The 21,990-nt window shown below is 67.3% G+C and carries 21 protein-coding genes; 10 read left to right on the top strand and 11 right to left on the bottom strand.

What is annotated here, in order from left to right; all coding sequences use genetic code 11:
* The first annotated feature begins 56 nt into the window (after positions 1 to 56).
* Positions 57 to 812: a TetR/AcrR family transcriptional regulator C-terminal domain-containing protein gene (locus tag AB0M22_RS01745; protein ID WP_364719725.1), complete on the top strand. Its 756-nt coding sequence runs from the start codon at positions 57 to 59 to the stop codon at positions 810 to 812.
* On the opposite strand, the gene AB0M22_RS01740 is transcribed toward AB0M22_RS01745, so the two are convergent.
* From AB0M22_RS01740 to AB0M22_RS01720, 5 genes are all read right to left on the bottom strand, one after another.
* Entirely contained in the window at positions 809 to 1,531 is a 723-nt protein-coding gene (locus AB0M22_RS01740) for a TetR/AcrR family transcriptional regulator C-terminal domain-containing protein (RefSeq protein WP_364719722.1), read from the bottom strand. The genes AB0M22_RS01745 and AB0M22_RS01740 overlap by 4 nt on opposite strands.
* Positions 1,532 to 1,648: 117 nt before the next feature.
* Positions 1,649 to 1,996, bottom strand: coding sequence for a YbaB/EbfC family nucleoid-associated protein (locus AB0M22_RS01735; protein ID WP_364719719.1), 348 nt, complete (start codon positions 1,994 to 1,996; stop codon positions 1,649 to 1,651).
* 2 nt (positions 1,997 to 1,998) lie between these two features.
* A complete protein-coding gene (locus AB0M22_RS01730; RefSeq protein ID WP_364719717.1) occupies positions 1,999 to 2,487 on the bottom strand; it encodes a hypothetical protein in 489 nt (162 codons plus the stop codon).
* On the bottom strand, positions 2,487 to 3,848 hold the full coding sequence (locus AB0M22_RS01725) for a hypothetical protein (protein ID WP_364719715.1): 1,362 nt from the start codon (positions 3,846 to 3,848) through the stop codon (positions 2,487 to 2,489). Before AB0M22_RS01725 ends, AB0M22_RS01730 begins: the two co-directional genes overlap by 1 nt.
* On the bottom strand, positions 3,845 to 4,153 hold the full coding sequence (locus AB0M22_RS01720) for a hypothetical protein (RefSeq protein WP_364719712.1): 309 nt from the start codon (positions 4,151 to 4,153) through the stop codon (positions 3,845 to 3,847). Before AB0M22_RS01720 ends, AB0M22_RS01725 begins: the two co-directional genes overlap by 4 nt.
* Positions 4,154 to 4,367: 214 nt before the next feature.
* On the opposite strand from AB0M22_RS01720, the gene AB0M22_RS01715 reads away from it, so the two are divergent.
* A complete protein-coding gene (locus AB0M22_RS01715; RefSeq protein WP_364719710.1) occupies positions 4,368 to 5,285 on the top strand; it encodes an aldose 1-epimerase family protein in 918 nt (305 codons plus the stop codon).
* A gap of 9 nt (positions 5,286 to 5,294) precedes the next feature.
* Here the strand turns inward: AB0M22_RS01715 and AB0M22_RS01710 are convergent, their stop codons facing one another.
* Together AB0M22_RS01710 and AB0M22_RS01705 are read right to left on the bottom strand one after the other, a co-directional pair.
* Positions 5,295 to 5,915: a hypothetical protein gene (locus tag AB0M22_RS01710; RefSeq protein WP_364719708.1), complete on the bottom strand. Its 621-nt coding sequence runs from the start codon at positions 5,913 to 5,915 to the stop codon at positions 5,295 to 5,297.
* A 17-nt stretch (positions 5,916 to 5,932) separates the two neighbouring features.
* Entirely contained in the window at positions 5,933 to 6,874 is a 942-nt protein-coding gene (locus tag AB0M22_RS01705; RefSeq protein WP_364719706.1) for a hypothetical protein, read from the bottom strand.
* A gap of 440 nt (positions 6,875 to 7,314) precedes the next feature.
* Here AB0M22_RS01705 and AB0M22_RS01700 point away from each other — a divergent pair, with 440 nt between their 5' ends.
* From AB0M22_RS01700 to AB0M22_RS01670, 7 genes are all read left to right on the top strand, one after another.
* Entirely contained in the window at positions 7,315 to 9,300 is a 1,986-nt protein-coding gene (locus tag AB0M22_RS01700) for a CocE/NonD family hydrolase (protein ID WP_364719703.1), read from the top strand.
* A 559-nt stretch (positions 9,301 to 9,859) separates the two neighbouring features.
* On the top strand, positions 9,860 to 10,576 hold the full coding sequence (locus AB0M22_RS01695; RefSeq protein WP_364719701.1) for a hypothetical protein: 717 nt from the start codon (positions 9,860 to 9,862) through the stop codon (positions 10,574 to 10,576).
* Positions 10,577 to 10,724: 148 nt separating this feature from the next.
* Positions 10,725 to 11,867 (top strand): metallophosphoesterase, encoded by a 1,143-nt coding sequence (locus AB0M22_RS01690; protein WP_364719699.1) that lies wholly within the window; start codon positions 10,725 to 10,727, stop codon positions 11,865 to 11,867.
* A 135-nt stretch (positions 11,868 to 12,002) separates the two neighbouring features.
* Positions 12,003 to 13,097, top strand: a complete 1,095-nt coding sequence (locus tag AB0M22_RS01685) for a BMP family ABC transporter substrate-binding protein (RefSeq protein ID WP_364719696.1) — start codon at positions 12,003 to 12,005, stop codon at positions 13,095 to 13,097.
* 25 nt (positions 13,098 to 13,122) lie between these two features.
* Complete coding sequence (locus AB0M22_RS01680; RefSeq protein WP_364719693.1) at positions 13,123 to 14,637, top strand: ABC transporter ATP-binding protein; 1,515 nt, start codon at positions 13,123 to 13,125, stop codon at positions 14,635 to 14,637.
* Entirely contained in the window at positions 14,630 to 15,814 is a 1,185-nt protein-coding gene (locus tag AB0M22_RS01675; protein WP_364719689.1) for an ABC transporter permease, read from the top strand. The genes AB0M22_RS01680 and AB0M22_RS01675 overlap by 8 nt, the downstream gene beginning before the upstream one ends.
* Positions 15,814 to 17,091 carry an ABC transporter permease gene (locus AB0M22_RS01670; protein ID WP_364719686.1) on the top strand — a complete coding sequence of 426 codons (1,278 nt, stop codon included), beginning with the start codon at positions 15,814 to 15,816 and terminating at the stop codon, positions 17,089 to 17,091. The genes AB0M22_RS01675 and AB0M22_RS01670 overlap by 1 nt, the downstream gene beginning before the upstream one ends.
* On the opposite strand, the gene AB0M22_RS01665 is transcribed toward AB0M22_RS01670, so the two are convergent.
* Genes AB0M22_RS01665 through AB0M22_RS01650 form a run of 4 tightly spaced genes read right to left on the bottom strand, consistent with a single transcriptional unit; the run spans position 17,092 to position 20,862 of the window.
* Entirely contained in the window at positions 17,092 to 18,429 is a 1,338-nt protein-coding gene (locus AB0M22_RS01665; protein WP_364719684.1) for a hypothetical protein, read from the bottom strand.
* Positions 18,426 to 18,824, bottom strand: a complete 399-nt coding sequence (locus AB0M22_RS01660; protein ID WP_364719681.1) for a hypothetical protein — start codon at positions 18,822 to 18,824, stop codon at positions 18,426 to 18,428. Before AB0M22_RS01660 ends, AB0M22_RS01665 begins: the two co-directional genes overlap by 4 nt.
* On the bottom strand, positions 18,821 to 19,021 hold the full coding sequence (locus tag AB0M22_RS01655) for a hypothetical protein (protein ID WP_364719678.1): 201 nt from the start codon (positions 19,019 to 19,021) through the stop codon (positions 18,821 to 18,823). The genes AB0M22_RS01660 and AB0M22_RS01655 overlap by 4 nt, the downstream gene beginning before the upstream one ends.
* Positions 19,018 to 20,862: a hypothetical protein gene (locus tag AB0M22_RS01650; RefSeq protein ID WP_364719675.1), complete on the bottom strand. Its 1,845-nt coding sequence runs from the start codon at positions 20,860 to 20,862 to the stop codon at positions 19,018 to 19,020. Before AB0M22_RS01650 ends, AB0M22_RS01655 begins: the two co-directional genes overlap by 4 nt.
* 659 nt (positions 20,863 to 21,521) lie before the next feature.
* Here AB0M22_RS01650 and AB0M22_RS01645 point away from each other — a divergent pair.
* Positions 21,522 to 21,923, top strand: a complete 402-nt coding sequence (locus AB0M22_RS01645) for a hypothetical protein (protein WP_150407825.1) — start codon at positions 21,522 to 21,524, stop codon at positions 21,921 to 21,923.
* Positions 21,924 to 21,990 lie beyond the last annotated feature (67 nt).

The following is a 21,990-nucleotide window of genomic DNA, read 5'->3' as shown; positions in this document are numbered from 1 at the left end:
CAGCGTAGGCTTACATCGTTGACAACGCACCCTTTGGACGGTGAGGTGCTGGATTCATGAACCGAATCAGGGCCGGGCCCGGCGATGGCCCGCCCGCGCGCAAGAACAGCCCGTTGACCCGGGCCGCCATGCTGGCCGCTGCACTGGAGATCATCGATGCCGGCAGTGTCGACCAGCTCTCCATGCGCCGCCTCGGCGCGGCGCTCGGCCGGGATCCGATGGTGCTGTACCGGCATGCCGCGAACAAGGCCGCGGTGCTCGACGGCGTCGCCGAGATCGTCTTCGCCCAGCTGTCGGTCGATGCCACCGATCCCGACTGGCAACACCAATTACGGGTGGTGGCAAGGGATTTCCGCCGGCTGGCGGTCGCCCATCCGAATGTGGTTCCGCTGCTGGTCGCTCAGCCGCTCGCGACGCCGATCGGGTTGCGCCCGATGGGAACCCTGTTGCCGCTGGAACATCTGCTCGCGCTGCTCACGCACGCCGATTTCAGCGGCACCGACGCGCTGCACATCTACCGCGCGCTGTTCGGCTTCCTCTACGGCCACGTGCTCAGCGAGCTACAGGAAGTCATCGAACGACCGGAAGAGACCACCGACCTGCTGCGCATGGGCCTCAACCGGCTGCCGATCGGCGAATTCCCCCTGCTACGCGGCCTCGCCTCGGATCTGGCCGCCTATGACGGCCTCGCCGAACTCGAACTCGGCCTGGACATCCTGATCAACGGTCTCACCACCACCATTACTCCGATGGGCGACGCCGAAACGATTGCCGCACAAGAGCGTTGGGACTCCGAAGGCGGAGCCGGCTAGACGGGACCGGGCAGCGTCGCGGTAAGACCGGAGAGCAAGATATCGAGCCCGCGCTCGAGTTCGGCCGCGCCGTCGTAGGCGGCCAGCACCGGTGCGAGCTCACGCAGCAGCGGGAACTCGGCAATCGGCAGCCGATGCAGCCCGAGCCGCAGCACCTCGTCGGTCTCGTCCGGCCGTTCGACGATCTCCTGCAACTCGTTGAGCACATGCCCGTACAGGAACCCGAACAGCGCCCGATAGATATGCAGCGCGTCCGCCCCGGCGAATCCGGCCCGGGTCAGCAGGGCCAGCATGTCCTCCAGCGGCCGGACCACCGAGGTCGGCCGCATCCCCAGCGGCGTCGCCAGCGGCCGGGTCACCAACAGCGGCACCACCTTCGGATGCGTCAGCGCCAGCCCACGGAAGTCCCGCGCCACCACCCGCAGTTGATGCTGCCAGTCGCTGTCGGTCGCATCGACCGACAGCTGCGCGAACACGATCTCCGCGACCCCGTCCAGCACCGCGGCCTTGTTCGGCACATGCCGATAGATCACCATCGGATCCCGCCCGACCGCATCGGCCAGCCGCCGCATCGACAACCCGTCGACCCCATCCCCGTCGATGATCTCCAACGCCGCATCCAGCACGGCCGCCCGGGTAACCGGACTCTCGCCCCGGCCCGCGGCCGCACCGTCGTTCCGCGATCGAGAATTACCGCGCTTTGCAGGGGGCTCGGTCATACCGGTAGGCCTCGTTCCGTCGGCGTCGTCGGCAGGCCGCGAGTGTAGACCTACGTTGTTGACACTATGCCACACGCGATGACCTGGGCCTTATCTGCCGAGAACGCGGCCGCCGGATCACCAGCCCGAATCGAAGAGAGCGCTGCCGGTGGAGTGGGCCTCCTGTTCGCGGCGTTCGGCCTCCAGGCGGGCGGAATTGGCGTCGGCAAAGATTCGGGCGGAGCTCACCTGGGGGTCCTCGGTGAGTTCGCGCATGGCTTCTTCGATGTGCGGCTGCATGTCCAGGACGGCGGCGTCGTAGGCGGCGATGATGCGCTCGGCGTTCGGCACGCTGAGCGAGACGAGGCGGTTCTCGGCGTCGACCTCGACGCGGACGCCGTCGACCTTGCCGACACCGCGGATCTGGGCCAATTCGTGTTGGGCGCGCTGGACTTTCAGGCCCAGCTCGTCGTGCGAAGGATCCATGATCAACCGCCGGCCGATGCCTGGAAGACCAGCAGCGGCCGATCCGGGTGCAGGTATCCGCGCGCCGTGCCGCCCCACTCTGCCGAACCGCCGAGCGCGGCGTCGAATTGCGCTCCGGTGGCGTAGGTCGCGGCCGGAACCGCTTGTTGCAGGCCGTCTTTGAGCGTCGGCGCGGCGACGGACTCGGTGGGCGCGTACCGGCTGCGCAGGTCCGCGGCGGTCGCGGGCTCGAGTTCCACTATCGCGTCGACCCAATAGATCGTCGGGCCCGGAACGCCGGAGGAGTTGTTCCAGCCGATCCACGAGACGGACGTCGGGTGCCCGATGAGCGGGAAGTACTTGATCAAGGTTTCGGGGTCGGAGCGGACGGCGTCGGCCACCTGGCTGGTCCTTTCCTGGCGGGCGGGGTCGGGCGACGGCGAGCTGCAACCGACCACCGCGAGTACCGCGGCCGAGACGGCCGCGCTGACCAAAGTTCTTGTGGGCGTCATTATTTCGGCCGCGCCCGGCCGGTGTCGCGGTCGTTGTCCGGGAGCCGCTTGCCGTCGCCGGAGTACCGGTTGTCGGAGCGATCCTCGCGCCCGGGATTGCGTTCCGGATCCGAGCCGCTGTCCACGGTCGCGCTCGACGGCGGGTGCCCGACCTCCCAGGACACGGTCCGGGTGAGGCTGCCGTGCGATTCGAACGGCTTCGCCCAGCCGATCTCGGCGAACCGGCCGTTCTCGGCGTCCGAGGCGCCGGTGCCGATGTCGGACTTGCCCTTGTCGAAGTTGTAGTAGTCCTGGGCCTCCACCGTGACGTCCATGATCACGCGATTGCCCTCGACCCGGACATTCGAATGGCTGTACTGCTGGTAGCCGCCGACGGCCTTCTGCCAGTTCTCGGTCTTCGGGTACGGCGCGTTGGGATCGCTGCCGACGCCGATCGGCTTGCCGTTCATCTGGAAGTTCTTGTTGCCGGCCCGGACGAACTGGTCGGCGGCCGCCGCGGACCGGCCGATCTCGTAGTCCACCGCCTGCTTGATCGACGGGTCCTCGTTGTAGGCCTCGTCGTAGTCGAACTTCATCGGCTTGCCGTCGTTGTCCCAGTAGTGCCGGTACAGCGAGGTGGCGTCGTCGAGGCCGGTGAACGCCTCGCCCGCGGCCAGTTTCGCCTGCCACTTCTGCTTGTTCAGCCAGTCATCGAAGCCGCCTTCCTTGGTGTTGTAGAGGAAGGTGTCGTCGTGCGGGAGGTTCGGCGCGTGCGGCGGCCCGATCTCGTACCGGCCGTCGGTCGAATGCAGGGGCTCCAGCGGGGGCAGCTGCGGCATCGGCGCGCCCGGGGTCTTCGCCAGGGTTTGCAGGCCTTCCACCCCCTTGTTGATGGATCCGGCCGCCTTGTCCTCGTCCTCGGCGAAGGCCTTCAGCAGGGCCTGGATCCTGGTCTGGAACGCGGTGGCCTGGTTGTCGAGTTTCGTCTGCATGATGCTCGCGAGGAACGGGCTGCCAGGATACTTGGGCGCGGTGACCGTGCCGTTGTCCGCGACCTTCATGCCCGCGGCGGCCGCCTCGTTGTCCACGATGGTCAGCAACGAGGTCTTGGTGAGGTCCAGTTGCAGGCCGAAGGACGCGAAGTACTGCGCGATCCGGCCGGCCACCTCGTCGATGTAGTTGCCCGACAGCTTCTCGCCGACCGCGCGCACCGCCGCCGCCGAGGCGGCTTCACCTTTCCAGCCGTCGGCCACGGCGTCCACGTCGCGGCCCATGCCCTCGACCTGGCGCACGAAATCGCCGGTGCGGGTGGCGAGTTGGGTGCCGTAGGTGACCATCGTGGCGGGCACGCATTTGCGCACGTGACTGATCGTCGTCGTCATTCCTGCCCCCGGTGCGGACGCGGCGGGACGATCTTGCCGAACTGCTCGACGAAGAAGTGCTCGACGTCGCTGTAGGCCTTCACCCCGGAGTTGGTGACCGCCGCCATGTGTTCGAGATTGCTCCCGACCGCGCCGAACGCCGCGAGCGCGGCCGGTCCCACGCTTGCCATGGCCTGCTGGACCGGCGAATCCGGCATCGTCGTCTGCTCGCCGATCTTGATGCCGGCGATGGTCGTCGCGCGTCCGGTGAGGGCCTTGCCGAGTCCGCGCAGCGCGTCGAGATCGGCCTTCAAGATGTCGCCCATTGAGCTCCCCTGCGGATAACGGGAGCACCACACACCCGCAACGAAGGACCGTAGCATTCACGAAAAGCATTGAGAAGACACAACTTCCATTGGCGCATCGACATCCTCCGGCGGCGCTCCGGAACTTCTCAGCAAACTCCGGGCCGGCGGCGGATCCGGTAGAACAGCACGGTGGCCGAGGGCGGCCGAGCGGGCGACGGTAGCGTCGACGGTTATGACTCCGCCACCGTCCGGACAGCAGTTCTCGATCAGCCACGGCGACCAGCGGGCCGTGATCGTCGAGGTCGGCGGCGGCATCCGGGAGTTCCGGGTGGGTGGCCGGGACGTGCTAGAACCGTACGACGTGCAGATGATGGCCGACAGCGGACGCGGCGCGGCGTTGATTCCGTGGCCGAATCGGTTGGCGGACGGCAAGTATCGCTTCAACGGCGTCGAGCATCAGCTCGCGCTGACCGAGCCGGCGAAGCACACAGCTATTCATGGGCTGCTGCGCTGGCGGCCGTGGCGGGCGACCGACGCGCAGCCGAACGAGGTCACCATGCGGACCACGTTGCACCCGCGCAAGGGCTACCCGTTCTATCTCGACGTCGCCATCTGTTACGCGCTGTCCGACGCCGGTCTGACGGTCACCACCACCGCGACCAACCTCGGCGATACCGAGGCGCCGTACGGCTGCGGCCACCATCCCTATCTCTCCCCGGGCGAGGGCCGCATCGATGCCGCGGTCCTGCACTTCGACGCCGCGACGCGGATCCGCACCGATCCGGAGCGGCAACTCCCGATCGGCACCGAATCCGTGCCCGGCACGCCGTTCGACTTCGCCACGCCGAAGCCGTTGGGCGAGTTGACGATGGACCATCCTTTTACCGATCTCGCCCGTGACGACGAGGGCCGGGCCTGGGTCCGGTTGCGGGGCACGGACGGCGCGGTGGCCGAGCTGTGGGTCGACGACTCCTATCCGGTGCTCCAGCTGTTCACCGCCGACACCCTCGCCCCGTCGCGGCAGCGAACGAGCCTCGCCGCCGAGCCGATGACCTGCCCGCCCAACGCGTTTCAGAGCGGCGACGGCCTGATCCGGCTGACTCCGGGAGCTACCGTGCAGACCAGGTGGGGCGCGCGGCTGACGCGCTGATGACCCGGACTATGGCTCGGCAGTGATGATTCCGCGCTGGAAATGCTGCGCCACACCGCCATCGGCGAGCTGATACTCGTCATCGACCGGGTATCCGTAAGCGCCGCTTTCGTATCCGGTCTTGCTCCAGATGTCGTACACGGCTCCGGAGACCGGGTGCGCGCCGGTGGCTTCGGTCCAATAGATCACGCCGTGCTGGAACTTGCTCCACCGGCCGGGGGTGTCGCCGAAGTAGCCGATCAACGGGATGGCGAAGCCTCCGGTCGACAGGTGGTAGACGTTGCTGGTCGGATAGCCGAGAGCGCCACGCTCCCAGCCGAGTTCGCCCCATTTCGCGAGGATCGGTCCGTTCACCGCATAGGCCTTGCCGCCGTTGACGTTCGGTTCGGTGTAGAAGACACCGCGTTCGAACCGCTGGAACTGCCCGCCGTCGGCGGTGCCGCGGGCGTCGTCGAGCGGTGCGCCCCAGGCCCGTTGGCCGCCGGTTTCGCGGAAGGTCTGCTCGATCGGCCCCGCGATCGTGAATGGGCCGACGGAGGTTTCCGCGCCGGCCGGGATGGCCAGCGCCGCGATACCCGAGGCGGCAGCGATGCTCAGCACCGCCAGAACTCGAATCACTGTGTCTCTCATCGCCGTACCTCTCCCAACTACCATCGGTCCGCCTTCGGATTGCGCCGGACGTTCGCGTAGTTCGGCTCGCCCGGCAGCTTCCAGTCCTGGCCGACGAAGAAATGACTTGCCACCGGATCTCCCATGCCGATGGTCAGGAGCCAGGCCAGCGCGAGGCTGTGTTCACCGTTCAGGGCGAGCAGCGCGTTCTCTACGTCGGTGTGCGTCACCGCTTTACGGGTGGCCACGTAGGCGGGCGCTTCGTTCAGTCCCGGGTACTGGTACCAGTCCACCCACCAGCCTGCGGGCACCACCGAGTCCCTGGCGTTCTGAATGATCAGCGTCGGTGTGGGCACGAAGTCGGTGGGCGCCAACGGACCTGGCTCCAGGGCCAGCGAGCCGACCACGCGGAAGGTGGGGTCGAGCGCGCGGAATCGCGGCGCAATATTCGCAGCGAGCAATGCGCTGCCGCCGCCCGCCGACTGACCGGCCAACACGATTCGACTGAAATCGACCTTCCCCGCCAGGGGTGAGCCCGGATCCAGGTCACGCTCTTTCAACCCACCGATACCGACGAATTGCATTTCCGACAATGTGTTGACGTAATCGAAGGACACCGCCACGATGAATCCGTAACTGGCCCACTGCTTGAACATCGCGTCGTAGAACCCTGGATCGGCCAGGATTCCTGGAGTGAAGACGACCGCCGGGGCTTTACCCGACCGATCGATATCCGCCGGATAGTAATACTGAACTCCGACCGGCGATCCGAATCCGAACGGGAATGTGCCCTGACAGCGGCGCGGAACGACCATGTTCTCACCGCTCAGCGCCCCAGGTCCGGGGCAGTCCACCGTCGCGGCGGTCTGAATCACCTGGTGGGACCCCATCCCACCGAACAGAGTGTCCAGATCCTGCGCATCAGGGTCGGCGTTGGCCGACACCATGACAACGTTCAGCATCCACACCGAAACAGCCACTCCGAGAACAATTCTGGACAGGCGCGGTAGCACAGCTGGTCGAACATTCATCGTACCGATACCTCGTCCGCGAGAAAGCAATAGAGCGTCACGCTATGGCCGTGATTTATGGTGTGTCAACAAGAAAGGGGTCGCCCGCTCGGTAATAGTTGTCACAGAAGAGCGCCGCGCCGACCACTCCCCGTTAACCATCCGGACATCCGGCAACGCCGAGACCTATTGCGCCAGACTAAAAATGTGCACCGAACCGATTGCCGACGCGTCTCTTTGTGCACGCGAACAACATTCCCGGCAATCGCCGAAACACCCATTTAGAGAATAACCGTTCCCTATCCTGGTTGCAGGATCAGGAACGAACGGAAGGCCATCCGATGAGGACGCTGACACCTGGCACCAGAGCATGGCCCCGCCGCAAATCGCCTGTCGTACAGGCGCTCCTGATGACCGTCACCTTGCTGACCGCAGGGGCGGTCGGCGGCGCGGGACACGGCACGGCGCTTCCCGAGGACCTCCCGCTGACCGGCGGCGCCGAAGCCCAGAACTGGGCCCGGTCCGTGGACGGGCCGGATCTCTACCCGCAAATGACCGTCGAGCGCGACGTACGGGTGCCGATGAGCGACGGAATTACCCTGCGCGCCGACGTGTATCGCCCCGCCGACGCCGGCGGACGGGCGATCGACGCGGAACTCCCGGTCGTCTTCGTGTTCACGCCGTACAGCAAGCTCGGCCACTACCTGGGCGACATCGCCGCCAACCTGCCGGTCATCGCGCCCATGCTCCGCGAACTCGTTGCCACGGTGGATCTTTCGGGCACTCCCCTGGAGGGCATCGACGCGCTGACCGACGCCCTCAACAGCGGCGCGATCGAATCCGCAAGTGTGAACCGCGATCTCGTGCAGAACGGCTATGTCCAGGTGCTGGTGGATGTTCGAGGCACCGGCGCCTCCCAGGGCCGGATGGATTCGTTCAGCGAACGCGAGCAGCAGGACACGGCCGAGGTGCTGTCCTGGGCCGCCGCGCAGCCCTGGTCGAACGGCCTGGCAGGCATGGTCGGCACGTCGTACCTGGCCACCAACACCTTTCAAGCGGCAGGCAACGCGATCCCAGGCCTGGCGGCGGTCTTCGACGTGTACGGCGCCGACCAGCTCTCGCGACGCTTCGCGACCAACGGCGGCACACTGTCCAACGGTTATGTCCCGGCGTACAAGGTAGGAGCCGCAGGCGGACGGCTGATTCCGCCGCTTGCCGATCTGCTGACCACCGGACTCGACCTCCAGTGGCTGCGAGATCGCTTGGGCGACGCGGCAACTCCCCTCATCGACTACCTGCAACTCGCGCTGCTCGGCGATCCGATCAACGAGGGCGCGACCTGGGCCGACCGCAGCTCGACCCCGGAGCAGGCCACCGCCGCGACGTTCATCTACGCCAGCTGGAACGACATCTTCGACCGCGCCGGACCCGCGTTCTACAACGGCATGACCGTGCCGACCGCCAAGCGAAAACTGATGATGGATCAGGCCTTTCACATCAACGCCGGGGTCGGCCTCGGCAAGCCCGGCACCCCGCCACGGCTGAATGTCCTGCAACGCGCCTGGTTCGATCGCTGGCTGAAAGACCTCGACAACGGCATAGACCGGTATCCCACGGTCACCCTGAACAGCTTCGGCGCCGGCTGGGTCGCGGCGGACCAGTACCCACGGGCGGGCTCGGAGTACCAGCAGCTGTACCTGTCGGCCCAACCGTCCGGCACGGCCGCGCACGCCGTCGCCGACGGTAGCCTGACGCCGAATCCCGGTGTCACGCCGGGACGTTTCACTGTCGCGCCCGGTTTGCGCGCGCTCTGCTCACTCGCCGACGCCCAAGCCACCGGCGGCGCCGGGTCGGTGTTCGGCCCCGGCTGCACCCGGGACAACCGATTCGCCGAGGGGGAAGCGGCCACCTTCACCACCGATCCGGTGACCGAGCCGACCGTCCTGTCCGGCCCGATGGCGGTGCACCTCACCACGATCACCGACGCGCCGGAGGGCTACTGGGGCATCACCGTCACCGACGTCGCCCCGGACGGCCGCTCGCAGAAGATCGCCGCGGGCGCGGTGCTGTCTTCCGAACGCGCCGTGGACGATTCGCGCAGCGGCAAGTCCGGCAACGGCGTCTACACCACCCCCTACCTGCTCGGCATCGAGACCCCGCCGACGCCGGTCGTCCCCGGACAACCCACCGTGCTGGACATCCCGATCGACAACACCGACGCGGTCCTCGCCCCCGGTCATCGCCTCCGCGTCGACGTCTTCGGCCTACAACACGACCGCTACCTCCCATCGGCGCGCGCGGCACTTGCCACCGAACTACGCCCCGAACACATCGAGCTAGATCCGACGGCCCCGAGCTGGATCAACGTCCCGGTGTCCGGCGGCGGCTGGCGCTGACCATCCCCCAAACCGGATTCACCGGCCCGAATTTGCCGACGCCGGAAGCAATATTCTATCCATTTCCGGAAAATGTAAATGTGAAAATCCATAAACCGCTTTACATGACATGACCTTCGTAGTAATCGACGCCGAAATGGCGTAGGCTGAATTTGCTGCTCCAGCCCATGGCGACATCAGACCGATGTCCACTGCTGGCAGATGAGTCAAAGCATGGATGAATGTTCGCAGATGTCAGTGCTTCTTTTCCGACGCCGAAGCGTTCCCAAGCGATGATGACCACGCGCTGCGGTCATCCGTAACAGCCTCGGCAGCAACGGATTACACTCGACAGCCCACACTCTGCGACAGCCACGTCCACCGCGCAGTTCCAGCCCGAACACATCGCTGACGAAACCGGCGAGTAATTGACTCGTCCATTGACGGCGGGCCGGTGAATGCGCCGTGACGCGCCGCGCATTCACCTCACTTCGCGCCGAAGCGGAGAAATCGAGAACGCGCGCCATCCAAGGCCGATTTCATCTCGACCTCAGCGCATCATTTCCATAGGAGAAATATCATGACCAACAATCGCACAGCACGCACTCGCATCGCCGCGCTCTTCGGCGGCATCATCCTGACCACCGGCGCCATGATCGCCATCGCCCCACCGGCTTTCGCCGTCTGCAACGCCATGAACGGCGCAAACGGCGCGGACGGCACGGCCTCCATGCCGGCCGGCGGCGTCGGCGGCAACGGCAGCCCCGGCACCGCGAACTGTCCGGGCGGCACCGGCGGTAACGGCGGCGCGGGCTTCGGCGGCGGCGCGGGCGGCGCGGGCGGTATCGGCGGCAGCGGCGGACTCGGCGTCATGGGTTCCGGCGGAACCGGTGGCCTCGGCGGGCTCGGCGGACCCAATGGCGGCTCCGGCGGGGCAGGCGGCGCGGGCGGCAACGGCGGCGCGGGCGCTACCGGCGGATCCGGCACGGCAGGCGCGGCCGGCGGCGCGGGCGGCCTCGGCGGTAACGCTGTCTCCGTCGATACCGGCGGCCGCGGCGGCAAGGCAGGCAACGGCGGCAACGCCTCCGGCACAAACAACAACGGCGGCGCGGGCGCCCGCGGCGGCAACGGCGGCAGCGGCGTCCTCGGGACCGGCGGGGCCGGCGGCGGTGGCGGCAACGGCGGGGCCAAGACCGGCACCGGCGTGCTCGGCGCCTGTGGCAACGGCGGCAGCGGCGGGGCGGGCCTGGTCGCAGGCGCACCCGGCACGGGAGGTAGCGGCAGCGGCTCCTGCTGACCCGACCCGAATCGACCCGAACCACATCGCACAGACCGTGCGGTGTGGTTCGCCGCCGAGCAGCCCCGTCGGCGCTGTTATCGTCGAGAGCGCCCGCGCCGGGCGGAGGGACCGCGCGAAGCACACCCGCGCCGACGAGGATGGTCTCTTGAAATACGTGCCCCGCGTTGCCCTGTTCCTGGCGATCCCCGCCATCCTGTTCCTGGTCCCGTGGTGGACCTTGGTCGGCGCGCCCACCGAGGGCGCGGGCCCGCTGTTCTGGCTCGGCACCGCGGTATTCGCGCTGACCTTCCTCGCACTGCCCGCGTCGATGTTCCTCGGCCACGGCCCCGCGCAATCGGATGCCGCGTCCATCGTCGGCGACACGCTGCTCGGCATCGCGTGGGTGGTGTTCAGCTGGTCGGTGATCGGCAACATCGCCGGACTGGGCCTGGCCGTCGGCGGCGTGCACGATCCGGACCGCTCGCGCATCGTCGCCATCGGCGTGCTCGCGGTATCGATCGCCCTGGTGGCCTGGGGCATCGTCGAGGCGCGGCGCGTGCCCCGGGTGCGCACGGTCGAGGTGTCCATCCCCGGCCTCGGCCGGGGCCTCGACGGACTGCGCATGGTGGTCGTCACCGACACCCACTTCGCCGCACTGGACCGGCTGCGCTGGTCGGAGAAGGTGGTCGCGGTCGTCAACCAGCAGCGCCCCGACATCGCCTGCCACGCAGGCGATCTCGCGGACGGTTCGGTGGCGAAGCGACACCCGCAGGTCGACCCGCTCGGCAAGGTCGAGGCCGCGCTCGGCCGGTTCTACATCACCGGCAACCACGAGTACTTCGGCGACGCCCAGGGCTGGATCGACCACATGGCCTCGATCGGCTGGCAGCCGCTGCACAACCAGCACCAGACGGTGACCCGCGGCGGCGACCGGCTGATCATCGCCGGCATCGACGACCCCACCGGCGTCGGCCTGCCCGGCCACGGACCCGACCTGCCCACCGCCCTGGCCGGCGCCGACCCGCGGCTGCCGGTCGTCCTGCTGGCCCACCAGCCCAAGCAGATCACCGCCGCCGCGGCCGCAGGCGTCGCGCTCCAGATCTCCGGCCACACCCACGGCGGCCAGATCTGGCCCTTCCACTACCTGGTCCGTCTCGACCAGCCCGTCGTCGCCGGACTCAGCCGCCACGGCGAGCACACCCAGCTCTACACCAGCCGCGGCACCGGCTTCTGGGGTCCCCAACTGCGCGTCTTCGCCCCCAGCGAGGTCACCGTCCTGATCCTGCGTTCGGCCCTCGCGAGCGACTAGCCCTGTCCCGATTGTCCCGATGACGCGGAAACCGAGCCAAGATCGGTTCCGCGTCTTAAACTCCCCTCCACCACTGCACTCTCTCGGCAGGTTCGGTGAGTTGGGTTGCGGGGTATCGCGTTTCAGGAGGCAAAAATGGGTAGGTTGTCGCAGACCCTCACCGCTGCCGGTGTGCTCGTGCTGACCGTGGCGGCGTGCGGTAGTCCGCCGTCCGAGCAGGGCAAGAACGGCGACGCGGGCGCCAAGGACTTCAAGGCCTGCATGGTGTCGGACTCCGGCCGGTTCGACGACAAGTCATTCAACCAGACCTCCTTCAAGGGGGTCACGGACGCGGTCGCCGCACTCGGCATCTCGAAGGCCCAGCTGGAGTCGAAGTCGGACAACGACTATCCGACCAACATCAACACGATGGTCCGGCAGAAGTGCAACATCATCGTCACGATCGGCTTCAAGCAGGGCGACGCCACCTACGCCGCGGCGAAGGCCAACCCGGACATCAACTTCGCCATCGTCGACTACGCCTACACCGACACCGCGAAGAACCCGCCGCTGCCGAACCTGCAAGGCCTGACCTTCAACTCGGCCCAGCCGTCGTTCCTGGCCGGCTATCTGGCCGCGGCGCAGACGAAGACCGGCAAGGTCGGCACGTTCGGCGGGATCAACATTCCCACCGTCGCCATCTTCATGGACGGCTTCGCCGAGGGCATCGCGTACTACAACAAGGCCAAGGGCAAGCAGGTCCAGCTGCTCGGCTGGGACGAGGCCACCCAGCAGGGCGTCATCACCAATGACTTCCAGGACAAGAACATCGGCAAGACCAAGGCCAACGATCTGATCAGCCAGGGCGCCGACATCATTCTCCCGGTGGCCGGTCCGGCGGGCCTGGGCGCGCTGGAGGCGGCGCACTCCTCCGGCGGCAAGGTCACCGCGATCTGGGTCGACACCGACGGCTGCGTGAGCGCCGCCGAATACTGTTCGTCCCTGCTGAGCAGCGTGGAGAAGTTGATGGACGTCGCGGTGACGAAGTCGATCACCGACGCCTACAACAAGCAGTTCAGCAACCAGGCCTACGTCGGCACGCTGGCGAACAAGGGCGTCAGTCTCGCCCCGTACCACGAGTTCGACGCGGTGATCCCGGCCGAGCTGAAGGCCGAGATCACCGCGCTCACCGCGGATATCGCGAGCGGAAAGATCACCCTCACGTCGAAGGCCCAGCCCGCAGCCAAGTGAGCCGCGGCCGTCACACGGGAGCGATATGCGGCTCGAATTACGCGGTCTGACCAAACGATTCGGCGCCTTACTGGCGAACGACCATATCGACCTGGTGGTCGAGCCGGGCGAAATCCATTGCCTGCTCGGCGAAAACGGCGCGGGCAAGAGCACGCTGATGAACATGCTCTACGGGCTGCTCCAGCCCGACGACGGCGAGATCCTGCTGGACGGCAAGGCGGTCACCTGCCTGTCGCCCAGCGACGCCATCGCCGCCGGAATCGGCATGGTGCACCAGCATTTCATGCTGGTGCCGGTGTTCAGCGTCGCGGAGAACATCATCCTCGGCCGGGAACCGACCAAGGGATTCGCGGTGCTGGATCGCGCCGCGGCGCGTACCCAGGTGCGAGAGTTGTCGCAGCGCTACGGGTTTCCGGTGGATCCGGACGCACTGGTGGCCGATCTCTCGGTGGGCGAGCAACAGCGGGTGGAGATCCTGAAGGCGTTGGCCAACAACGTCGAGGTGCTGATCCTGGACGAGCCGACCGCAGTGCTCACCCCGCAGGAGATCGACGAACTGATCGAGGTGCTGCGCTCCATCGCCGCGAACGGCACGTCGATCATCTTCATCACGCACAAGCTCAAGGAGGTCACCCGGATCGCCGACCGGATCACCGTCATCCGCCGCGGCGCGGTGGTCGGAACCGTCGAACCCGCCACTCCCGAAGCCGAACTCGCGGAACTGATGGTCGGCCGGTCGGTCGAGCTCGTGGTGGCCAAGACCCCCGCCGCGCCGACCGGGCCCACCCTGGTCGTCACCGATCTGACCGTGGTGGACGCGGCCGGATCGGTGGTGGTCGACAAGGTGTCCTTCCGGGTCGACGGCGGCGAGATCGTCGGCATCGCCGGCGTTGTCGGCAACGGCCAGTCCGAACTGGTCAGCGCGCTGCTCGGGTTGCGGACGCCGGTGGCGGGCGCGATCACGGTCGGCGGCTGGGAGGTGGTCGGCCGGTCGCCGCGCCAGCATCTGGACGCGGGCATCGGCTATGTGCCCGAGGATCGTTCGCACGACGGCTGCATCGGCACGTTCAGCGTCGCCGAGAACCTGGTGCTGGATCTGATCGATCGGCCCGAGTTCTCCCGGCACGGCGTGCTGTCCCCGTCGGCAGTGAAACGCAATGCCGCACAACGGATCGAGGAGTTCGACATCCGCACCCGCTCCATCGCGGACCCGGTGAGCACCCTGTCCGGCGGCAATCAGCAGAAGGTCGTGCTGGCCCGGGAACTGTCCCGTCCGCTGGAGGTGCTGATCGCCGGCCAGCCCACCCGCGGCCTCGACGTCGGGTCGATCGAGTTCGTGCACAAACGCATTGTCCGCGAACGGGATCAGGGCACCGCGGTGCTGATCGTCTCGACCGAGCTGGACGAGATCTACGCGCTCTCGGACCGCATCATCGTCATGTACCGCGGCCGGGTCGTCGGCATCGTCGGCCCGGACACCCCGCGTGACCAGCTCGGCCTGATGATGGCCGGGGCGCATCCGGGGAGTCACAGTGGCTGAGGCATCGCGGAGCGATTCGATGCGGGGTGGCGGCCGGGCGGCGGGTGGGCTGAACCGGCCCTGGGTGCGCGAACTGATCGTCAGCGCGCTGGCCGTGGTGCTCGCGCTCGTGGTCGGCGCGCTGCTCATCATCGTCAGCGATCCGAACGTGACGGGCGCGTTCGGCTATTTCTTTGCGCGGCCGATGGATACGGTGTCGGCGGCGGCCACCGCGGTGGGCGACACGTATAGGGCGCTGTTCCTCGGCGCGTTCGGCGGCAAGCATCAGATCGCCGAAACCTTGGTCGCGGCAACACCGTTGATCTGCACCGGGCTGGCGGTCACGCTCGCGTTCCGCACCGGCCTGTTCAATATCGGAGCGCAGGGTCAGCTCATCGCCGGTGCGCTGTTCGCCGGCTGGGTCGGTTTCGCGGTGCATCTGCCGCCGGTGCTGCATGTGGTGGTCGCGCTGGTGGCCGGGGTCGTAGGTGGCGCGCTGTGGGGCGGGATCGTCGGGCTGTTGAAGGCGCGCACCGGCGCGCACGAGGTCATCTCGACGATCATGGGCAACTACGTCGCGCTCTACGCGCTCACCTGGCTGCTCACCACCTCGTGGTTGCAGCGGCCGGGCCGCAACGAGCCGATCAGCCCGGTGGTCGACGAGACCGCGCAGTTCCCCCGATTCGGCGACACCCGGCTGCATCTCGGCCTGCTGGTCGCCCTCGCCGCGGCCGGGTTCGTGTGGTGGCTGCTGTCCCGATCGACGCTGGGCTTCCAGTTGCGCGCGGTCGGGGCCAATCCCGATGCGGCGCGCACGGCAGGCATGAACGTCGGCCGCGCGTATGTGCTGGCCATGCTCATCGCGGGCGGGCTCGCCGGGCTCGCCGGTGCGCAGCAGGTGCTCGGCACCGATCTCCCGTTGACCAACGGCATCGCCGGCTCCTTCGGCTTCGACGGCATCACCGTCGCGCTGCTCGGCCGGGGTAGTCCGATCGGCACGGTGTACGCGGCGCTGCTGTTCGGCGCGCTGAACGCGGGCGGCAATGAGATGCAGGCGGCGACCGGCACCCCGCTCACCCTGGTGACCGTGTTGCAGGCGGTGATCGTCGTGCTGGTCGCGGCGCCGGCGTTGGTGCGCACCGTCTTCCGGATCCGGGCCGAGCGCGCGGACGCGGTCCTCGCGAAGGGGTGGAACTGATGGTGACGACCACGACCGGTGCCGCCCGCGGGCTCGAATCGCCGGAGAAGCATCAGCAACGGCTCCGCCTCGGGATCTTGCTGTTGATCCTGGCGGTCACCGCGGTCGGTCTCGCGGTGTTCACCAAGTCGGGCACCGTCGACTTCCGTTTGGGCGCACCGGATGCCGCGGGTCCGTCCGATCTCGACGTGCCCGCGAAGCCCGCGGCGTTGCTGCTGTCGGTGCTCACCCTCGCGATTGCGATCGCCCATCTGTGGCGCGGCCTGACCGGGCGGTGGGCGGCCGTGCTGTTCACCGTGTTCGGCATCGCGTTCGTGGTGACGTTCGTGTGCTGGGCCGCCTCGGGCAAGATCTTCCCGCTCACCAACCAGATTCAAGGCACCCTCGCCCTGTCGACGCCGCTGATCCTCGGCGCGCTCGCGGGCGTGCTCTGTGAACGCGCGGGCGTCATCAATATCGCCATCGAGGGTCAGCTGCTGGCCGGCGCGTTCGCGGCCGCGATCATCGCGACGGTCAGCGGCAGCTTCTTCGTCGGCGCGGTGGCCGCGGTGGTGGCGGGCGTGTTCGTCGCCTGGCTGCTCGCGGTGTTCTCCATCCGCTATCTGGTGAATCAGATCGTGCTCGGCGTCGTGCTGGTGGTGTTCGCGACCGGCATCACCGGCTTCCTGTTCGACCAGTTCACCAATCTGACCGACGGCCCGGCCCGGTTCAACAATCCGGGAACCATGCAGCCGCTGGCGATTCCGGTGCTGTCCTCGATCCCGATCATCGGGCCGACGGTGTTCGATCAGACCGCGCTGGTGTACGCGATGGTCGTCGCGGTCGTCGTGCTCGCGTTCGTGTTGTACCGGACGCGGTGGGGACTGCGGGTGCGGGCGGTCGGCGAGCATCCGCGCGCCGCCGCGACCGTCGGGATCAAGGTGCTGCGCGTCCGATACCAGGCCGTGCTGCTCGCGGGGGCGATCGCCGGGCTCGGCGGCGCGTACTTCACCATCGGCTCCACCGGCGGTTTCACCAAGGAGATGACCGCGGGCAACGGGTTCATCGCGCTGGCCGCGGTGATCATGGGTCGCTGGCATCCGCTCGGCGCGACCTGCGCGGCACTGTTTTTCGGTTTCACCAAGGCCCTGCAGGGTCAGTTGCAGGTGCTCGCGACGCCGATTCCGACCGAGGTGCTGCAGATGACGCCGTACCTGCTGACGGTGATCGCCGTGGCGGGCGCGGTCGGGCAGGTGCGGCCGCCGAAGGCCGACGGTGAACCGTACGTTCCCGGGTGATCAGCCGCCGAACAGCAGGTACAGGCCGGTGAAGGTGTAGCCGACCATCGCCAGCATGAGTGCCAGCTGGCCGGTGGCGCGATGGGCGGGCGGCAGGAGCCGTAAGCACTTGTCGTGGGCGGCGGTCACGCCGAGGACGTGGCCGGTGAGCACGGCGAGCACCTTCGTGGTGGCGAGCACCGTCGGATGGTCGGACAGCACGTACTGCACTTGGTAGTGCGCCAATCCGCCGATGTCCCAACCGCATTGGAACGGATCGGCGAACAGCAACAACGTGGACTGCCCCTTCTCCACCAGGAAGGTCAGATAGTGCGCGACGATGTAACCGGCGATGATCGGCGTGACGCTGTGCGCCAATAGCCCTGGGAGCGCGGCTCGTTCGTCGCGATCGAGACCACCGGTCGCCCGCGCGGCGATCGTGAAGACCGTGCCGACGATCAGGATGACGGTGAACAGGCCGACGCTGCGGACCAGCGTCGCGCCGAGAACCGAACCGCCGCCGAGCGAATCGACGAGATTCCGCCAACCGGGTAGCGCGGAAAGACTGTCGAAGGCGGTGGAGCCGAGCAGCGTCGCCGCGAGCGCCACCGATCCGGGCAGCACCGGCGTCCCCGCCAGATTGTGCAGCGGTGCGCGCAGCACCAACTCACCCGAAGGGCGGCGGCCGAGGGGGCTGAGTCGCGCCAGCAGACTGCTGTACACCTCGAAGGGGTCGCCGCGCTCGGCCCAGGTCGTTCCGAACAACGCCAGACCGGTCAGCGTCACCACCAGATACCCGAGCAGCCAATAGCCCACCGCCGCAACGGAACCCGGATCAGGCGACGCGAGTTCGAGCCATACGAAGGCGAACAGGCCCAGCACCGCCGGCCTGCACCCCCAGCCGGACGGGTACTCGCGAACGCCGTCTTCGGGATTGCGGCGCAGCACGAAGCAGCCGAACCGATGCAGCGCCCGCATCGGCGAGACGATCTTCCAGACCGGACCGACCATCAGCGAAGCAAGCATCACTCCGACCCAGAGGTAGATATAGAACACCCCGGGGATCGGATTACGTTGCGGCGAAGCGGATCCGAGCACAAGGACCAGGCCGACCACAACCGCGGCCCCGACGCCCACCAGCGCGAGCATGATGCGCACCGCCCGGGAATCGATCACCGCCCGCAAACCGGACGGCAACAACAGTCCGGGCGAGTCCGGATCCAACCGTGGCCGCCGCCAGGCCACCAGCAGTATCGCGAACGAGAACGTCAACGCCCACGCCGCGCCGATCAGCGCGTAGGTCAGCGGAATCGGCAGATCCGCCGACCCGTTGAGCCCATGCGCGAGCGACCGGGTCACTGCCGGATCAGCAGCGTGGTCACCGTCTTACCGGCGTGATGGAGTTCGACATCGACCCGCCCCGGCACGGTGACGATGAACCGGAACTCCTGCCCCGCCTCCGGTTCGACCGCGAAGGTCTGGCTCGGCTCGGAGTGCACGTGCAGTTCGTCGGCCGCGTCGCTGTCCACCTTGATCACGATCGGCTGGAACTGCCTCGCCTCGGTCCTGATGTTCGTCGGCGTGACCGACCCGCCCGCGATTCGCACCGCGATGGTGACCTCGGCGGAGACGTCGACCGACACACTCGCCGAGGTTCGCGCGGCCGGCGAATCGACCGACGAGCCGCACGCGGTCACCATCCCCGGCACAACGAGCAAGGCGGCACAGACACCGGTTCGGACTGCCCGGATCATCGGTTCTCCTCCCGATCGAGCGGATCGGCTACCGCGGCATCGCTGCCCGACTGCTCGGCCTCGCGCCGCTCGGCCCGCCGATCGCGCATAGCTATACCGACGATGACGCCGACCACCGCCAGCGCGGGCACGAATGCCGGGATCGCCAGCAGCATCGAATGACTGGCGAGCACGTCGACGTCCTGGGCGTAGCTCATCGGCGGACCGCCTGCGCCATCCGCTCCGCGCGCACGTCGGCCCGGTAGGCCAGGTCGATCCGGGCCGCGCCCCAGGCCAGCGCCCAGATGATTGCCAGCGAACAGACCAGCACGATCAACGACGCCAGGGTGAACAGCCACGACGGATAGTCGGACGAGCGCTCCCGTTGCAGCACCGTGGTTTCCGAGACGAACTGCCGGGTGAACTCGTTGAGCGCGGGTTCCTCTTCCGCATCGATACCGGGATCCTTCGGCAGGTACACCGGCAAGCCGGTCAGCATCCGGCCGTCCTGCAACCGCAGCACCGTCTTCCAGTTCCCGTACACCGGGACGGGTTTCGTGCTGACGTAATGGCCCGCCCCGACCCGCTGCAACTGATCGATCACCAACCCCCGTCCCGGCCGCTCGGAACCGACGCCGCCCTGCCAGGCGAGCAGCTGCACCCACTCCGGGTCGTCGCCCACCAGGTCCGCCGGGCTCAGCGTGACCTCGGCGGCCACCATCCGACCACCGTTCACCGGTTCGGCATCCTGCAATCGGACTGCCGCGGAAGCGTTCTCGGGGACGTCGATGCGCAAGCCGTTCGCCGTCGCCGCGGCGGCGATCAGCACCGTCGCGATGACGAGACCGCGGCGCAGCGCGGGCCGCGGCAGCGGCTCACCCCGCAGGACCAGGCCGAGCAACGCGCCGAGCGCCCCGCAGGCCACACCCACCGGCACCGTCGTGACCAACAGCTCCGGCCACATACCCGTCGGCCATCGATCGACGAACATGCCGTCGACCCATAGCGATTCGAGCCAGAGCCCGGCGGTGGCGGCGGCCAGCCCGGTGAGCGCGCCCCACCAGAGCGGCTTGTCGATGAGCGGCAGCAGCGCCATCAGCTCCACCACCACCGCGATGCCGAGGTACAGCGGGAACACGTTGTGCGGCTCGCCGAGGATCGGCCCGACCAGCACCGCGACCACGCCGCGGACCAGGAACGCGAACACCACCGCGACCAGCGCACTGCCCCGCCCGAGCGTGTACCGCGCCGAGATCAGCGCGATCGTGCTCGCGGCGACGATCAGCATCGGCTGCAAGACCAGCCGGAACTGCTGCACGCCGAAGTCGAATTCGACCTGGAAGACCGACAATCCGATCAGCAGGCCACCGAAGGCGAGCGAGCGGAACACCCAGAGGAACGGACCGTCGACGCGATCCGGATCGGGCCGGTCGAGCCGCCCTTCGAACTCCAGCAGCAGCACCGCGACCAGCGAGAGCCCGGCGCCGCCGATCAACATCAGATGCGTCGGCCCCCACAGCGTGACGTCCTGGCCGAACAACCGATGCCAGATGTCGTCCAGCGGAAAGCCGATCAGGGCGTACAACCCGACCGCCGCCATCAGCACCCCGCCCACCGGCGCGTGCCAGGTGCGGGTGATCCGGATCGCCGCCGGACCCGGCTTCTCGTCCAGCGGCAGGATCACCGCCAGCATCCCCGCGATGAAGAGGAAGAACAGTCCGACCAAGATGAAGTAGTGCGCCGGATTGGCCAGCGGCCCGGGGTCGCGCCCTTTACCGATGTGCAGGCTCACATCCCAGATGAAGCCGAACAGCGCGGTGAGGATGGTCGTGATGAACAGCGCGAGCGGCAGCGCGACCCAGCCGGGCCGGTTTCCCCACTGCCCGAGCCGATCCGCGGCGTTCTTCAGCCAGGTGATCCGTCTGGTGCGATGGAGATAGGCCAGCCAGAACAGCACCGCGGCGATCACGATCGCGGCGGCGGTCAACCCGATGACCTGATTCAACGCGGCCCCGCCGCCCTCCGAACCCTTTGCCAGCACCGCGAACTCAGCCCTCATCGCGAACTTCTCTCTGTTACTCGAAGTCTCTTCAACTTCGAATGCCCATCGAACGCGCAGGTATGCGGCCGGACACGGGTCATGCGCAGATCTGGGAGGACTCACAGCGCCGCAGTCCTCGAAATGGTGCCGGTTCCCCAGTTTGTCGATCTTGCTAGCGGTTTCGGCACGGACGGGTAGTGCCACTGTTTGTGCACTTGCCCGAGCGGACTTACCGCGATCGGCCGATCAAGCGGATATCGGCAGCAAGTAATCAGCATCCTTAATTCGGACAAATCGGACAAATAACATAAGTTGGGACAAATCGAAACTTTGCGGTGACACGTCATTGTCAAGCCCTTTGACGAAAGTCGCTATGTTGCCGCCGATTCACCGATCCTGTGGCTATACTCCTCGCACGCAGAACCCGGCATCATCGATCGCGTACGAGCCGATTCCGTGGGTGACGGAGTTTTCCCACGTCAGCTCGCTTCGCAAAGGCTCTGCGGGACTTCAGGAATGGCGCCACACGTGCGCGAAGAACGGTTCGCCAAAGTAACCAGATGATGTCTGTAACCAATTTCAAGATCAAGTCAAGAAAGATCAAAAACCTTGCCACGCAGGGTGGTTGGCATGTGTATGCTATCGATTCATCACGTCCCCCACTATGAGGTGGGGGTATGGGCGAGGGCGGTGTCGGTGTGGACGTGAATAAGATCCAAATACGGCGCGCGGCCATTGCCGCGATCGCTCTGGGTGTGCTGGCCCTGGGGATTACCGGGCTGATCGACCGGCTGTTGCTGGGTACCTTCATCTGTGCCGGACTCGCGGTCGGTTGGTTGAATGCCCAACTCACGTTGTGGGCCATCACCCGAATTGCCAGTTCCGAAGCGCCGAGCAAGCAGCGTTTGGTAGGTTCCTCCGCGCTACGACTGCTCGGCATTACCGCCGTCGCCCTCCTGGTGGCATTCCTTGCTCGCCCCAATGGCGTCGGTATCTTCTTCGGCTTGGCCCTCTTTCAAGTCGCCCTGGTCCTCAACACTGTCCTGCCTGAATTGAAAGGGCTTCGCCAGACGCCATGACGATCCCAGCCATTTCATTTGCCCAGCTGGCCTCGAGCGTCACGTTGCTCGGCCAAGAGGCCCCCGC

The sequence above is a fragment of the Nocardia sp. NPDC051756 genome, assembly GCF_040681495.1.
In the GTDB taxonomy this organism is placed as follows: Bacteria; Actinomycetota; Actinomycetes; order Mycobacteriales; family Mycobacteriaceae; genus Nocardia.
The sequence above is the reverse complement of the archived record's forward strand: the minus strand, read 5'-3'. Positions and strand labels throughout refer to the sequence as shown.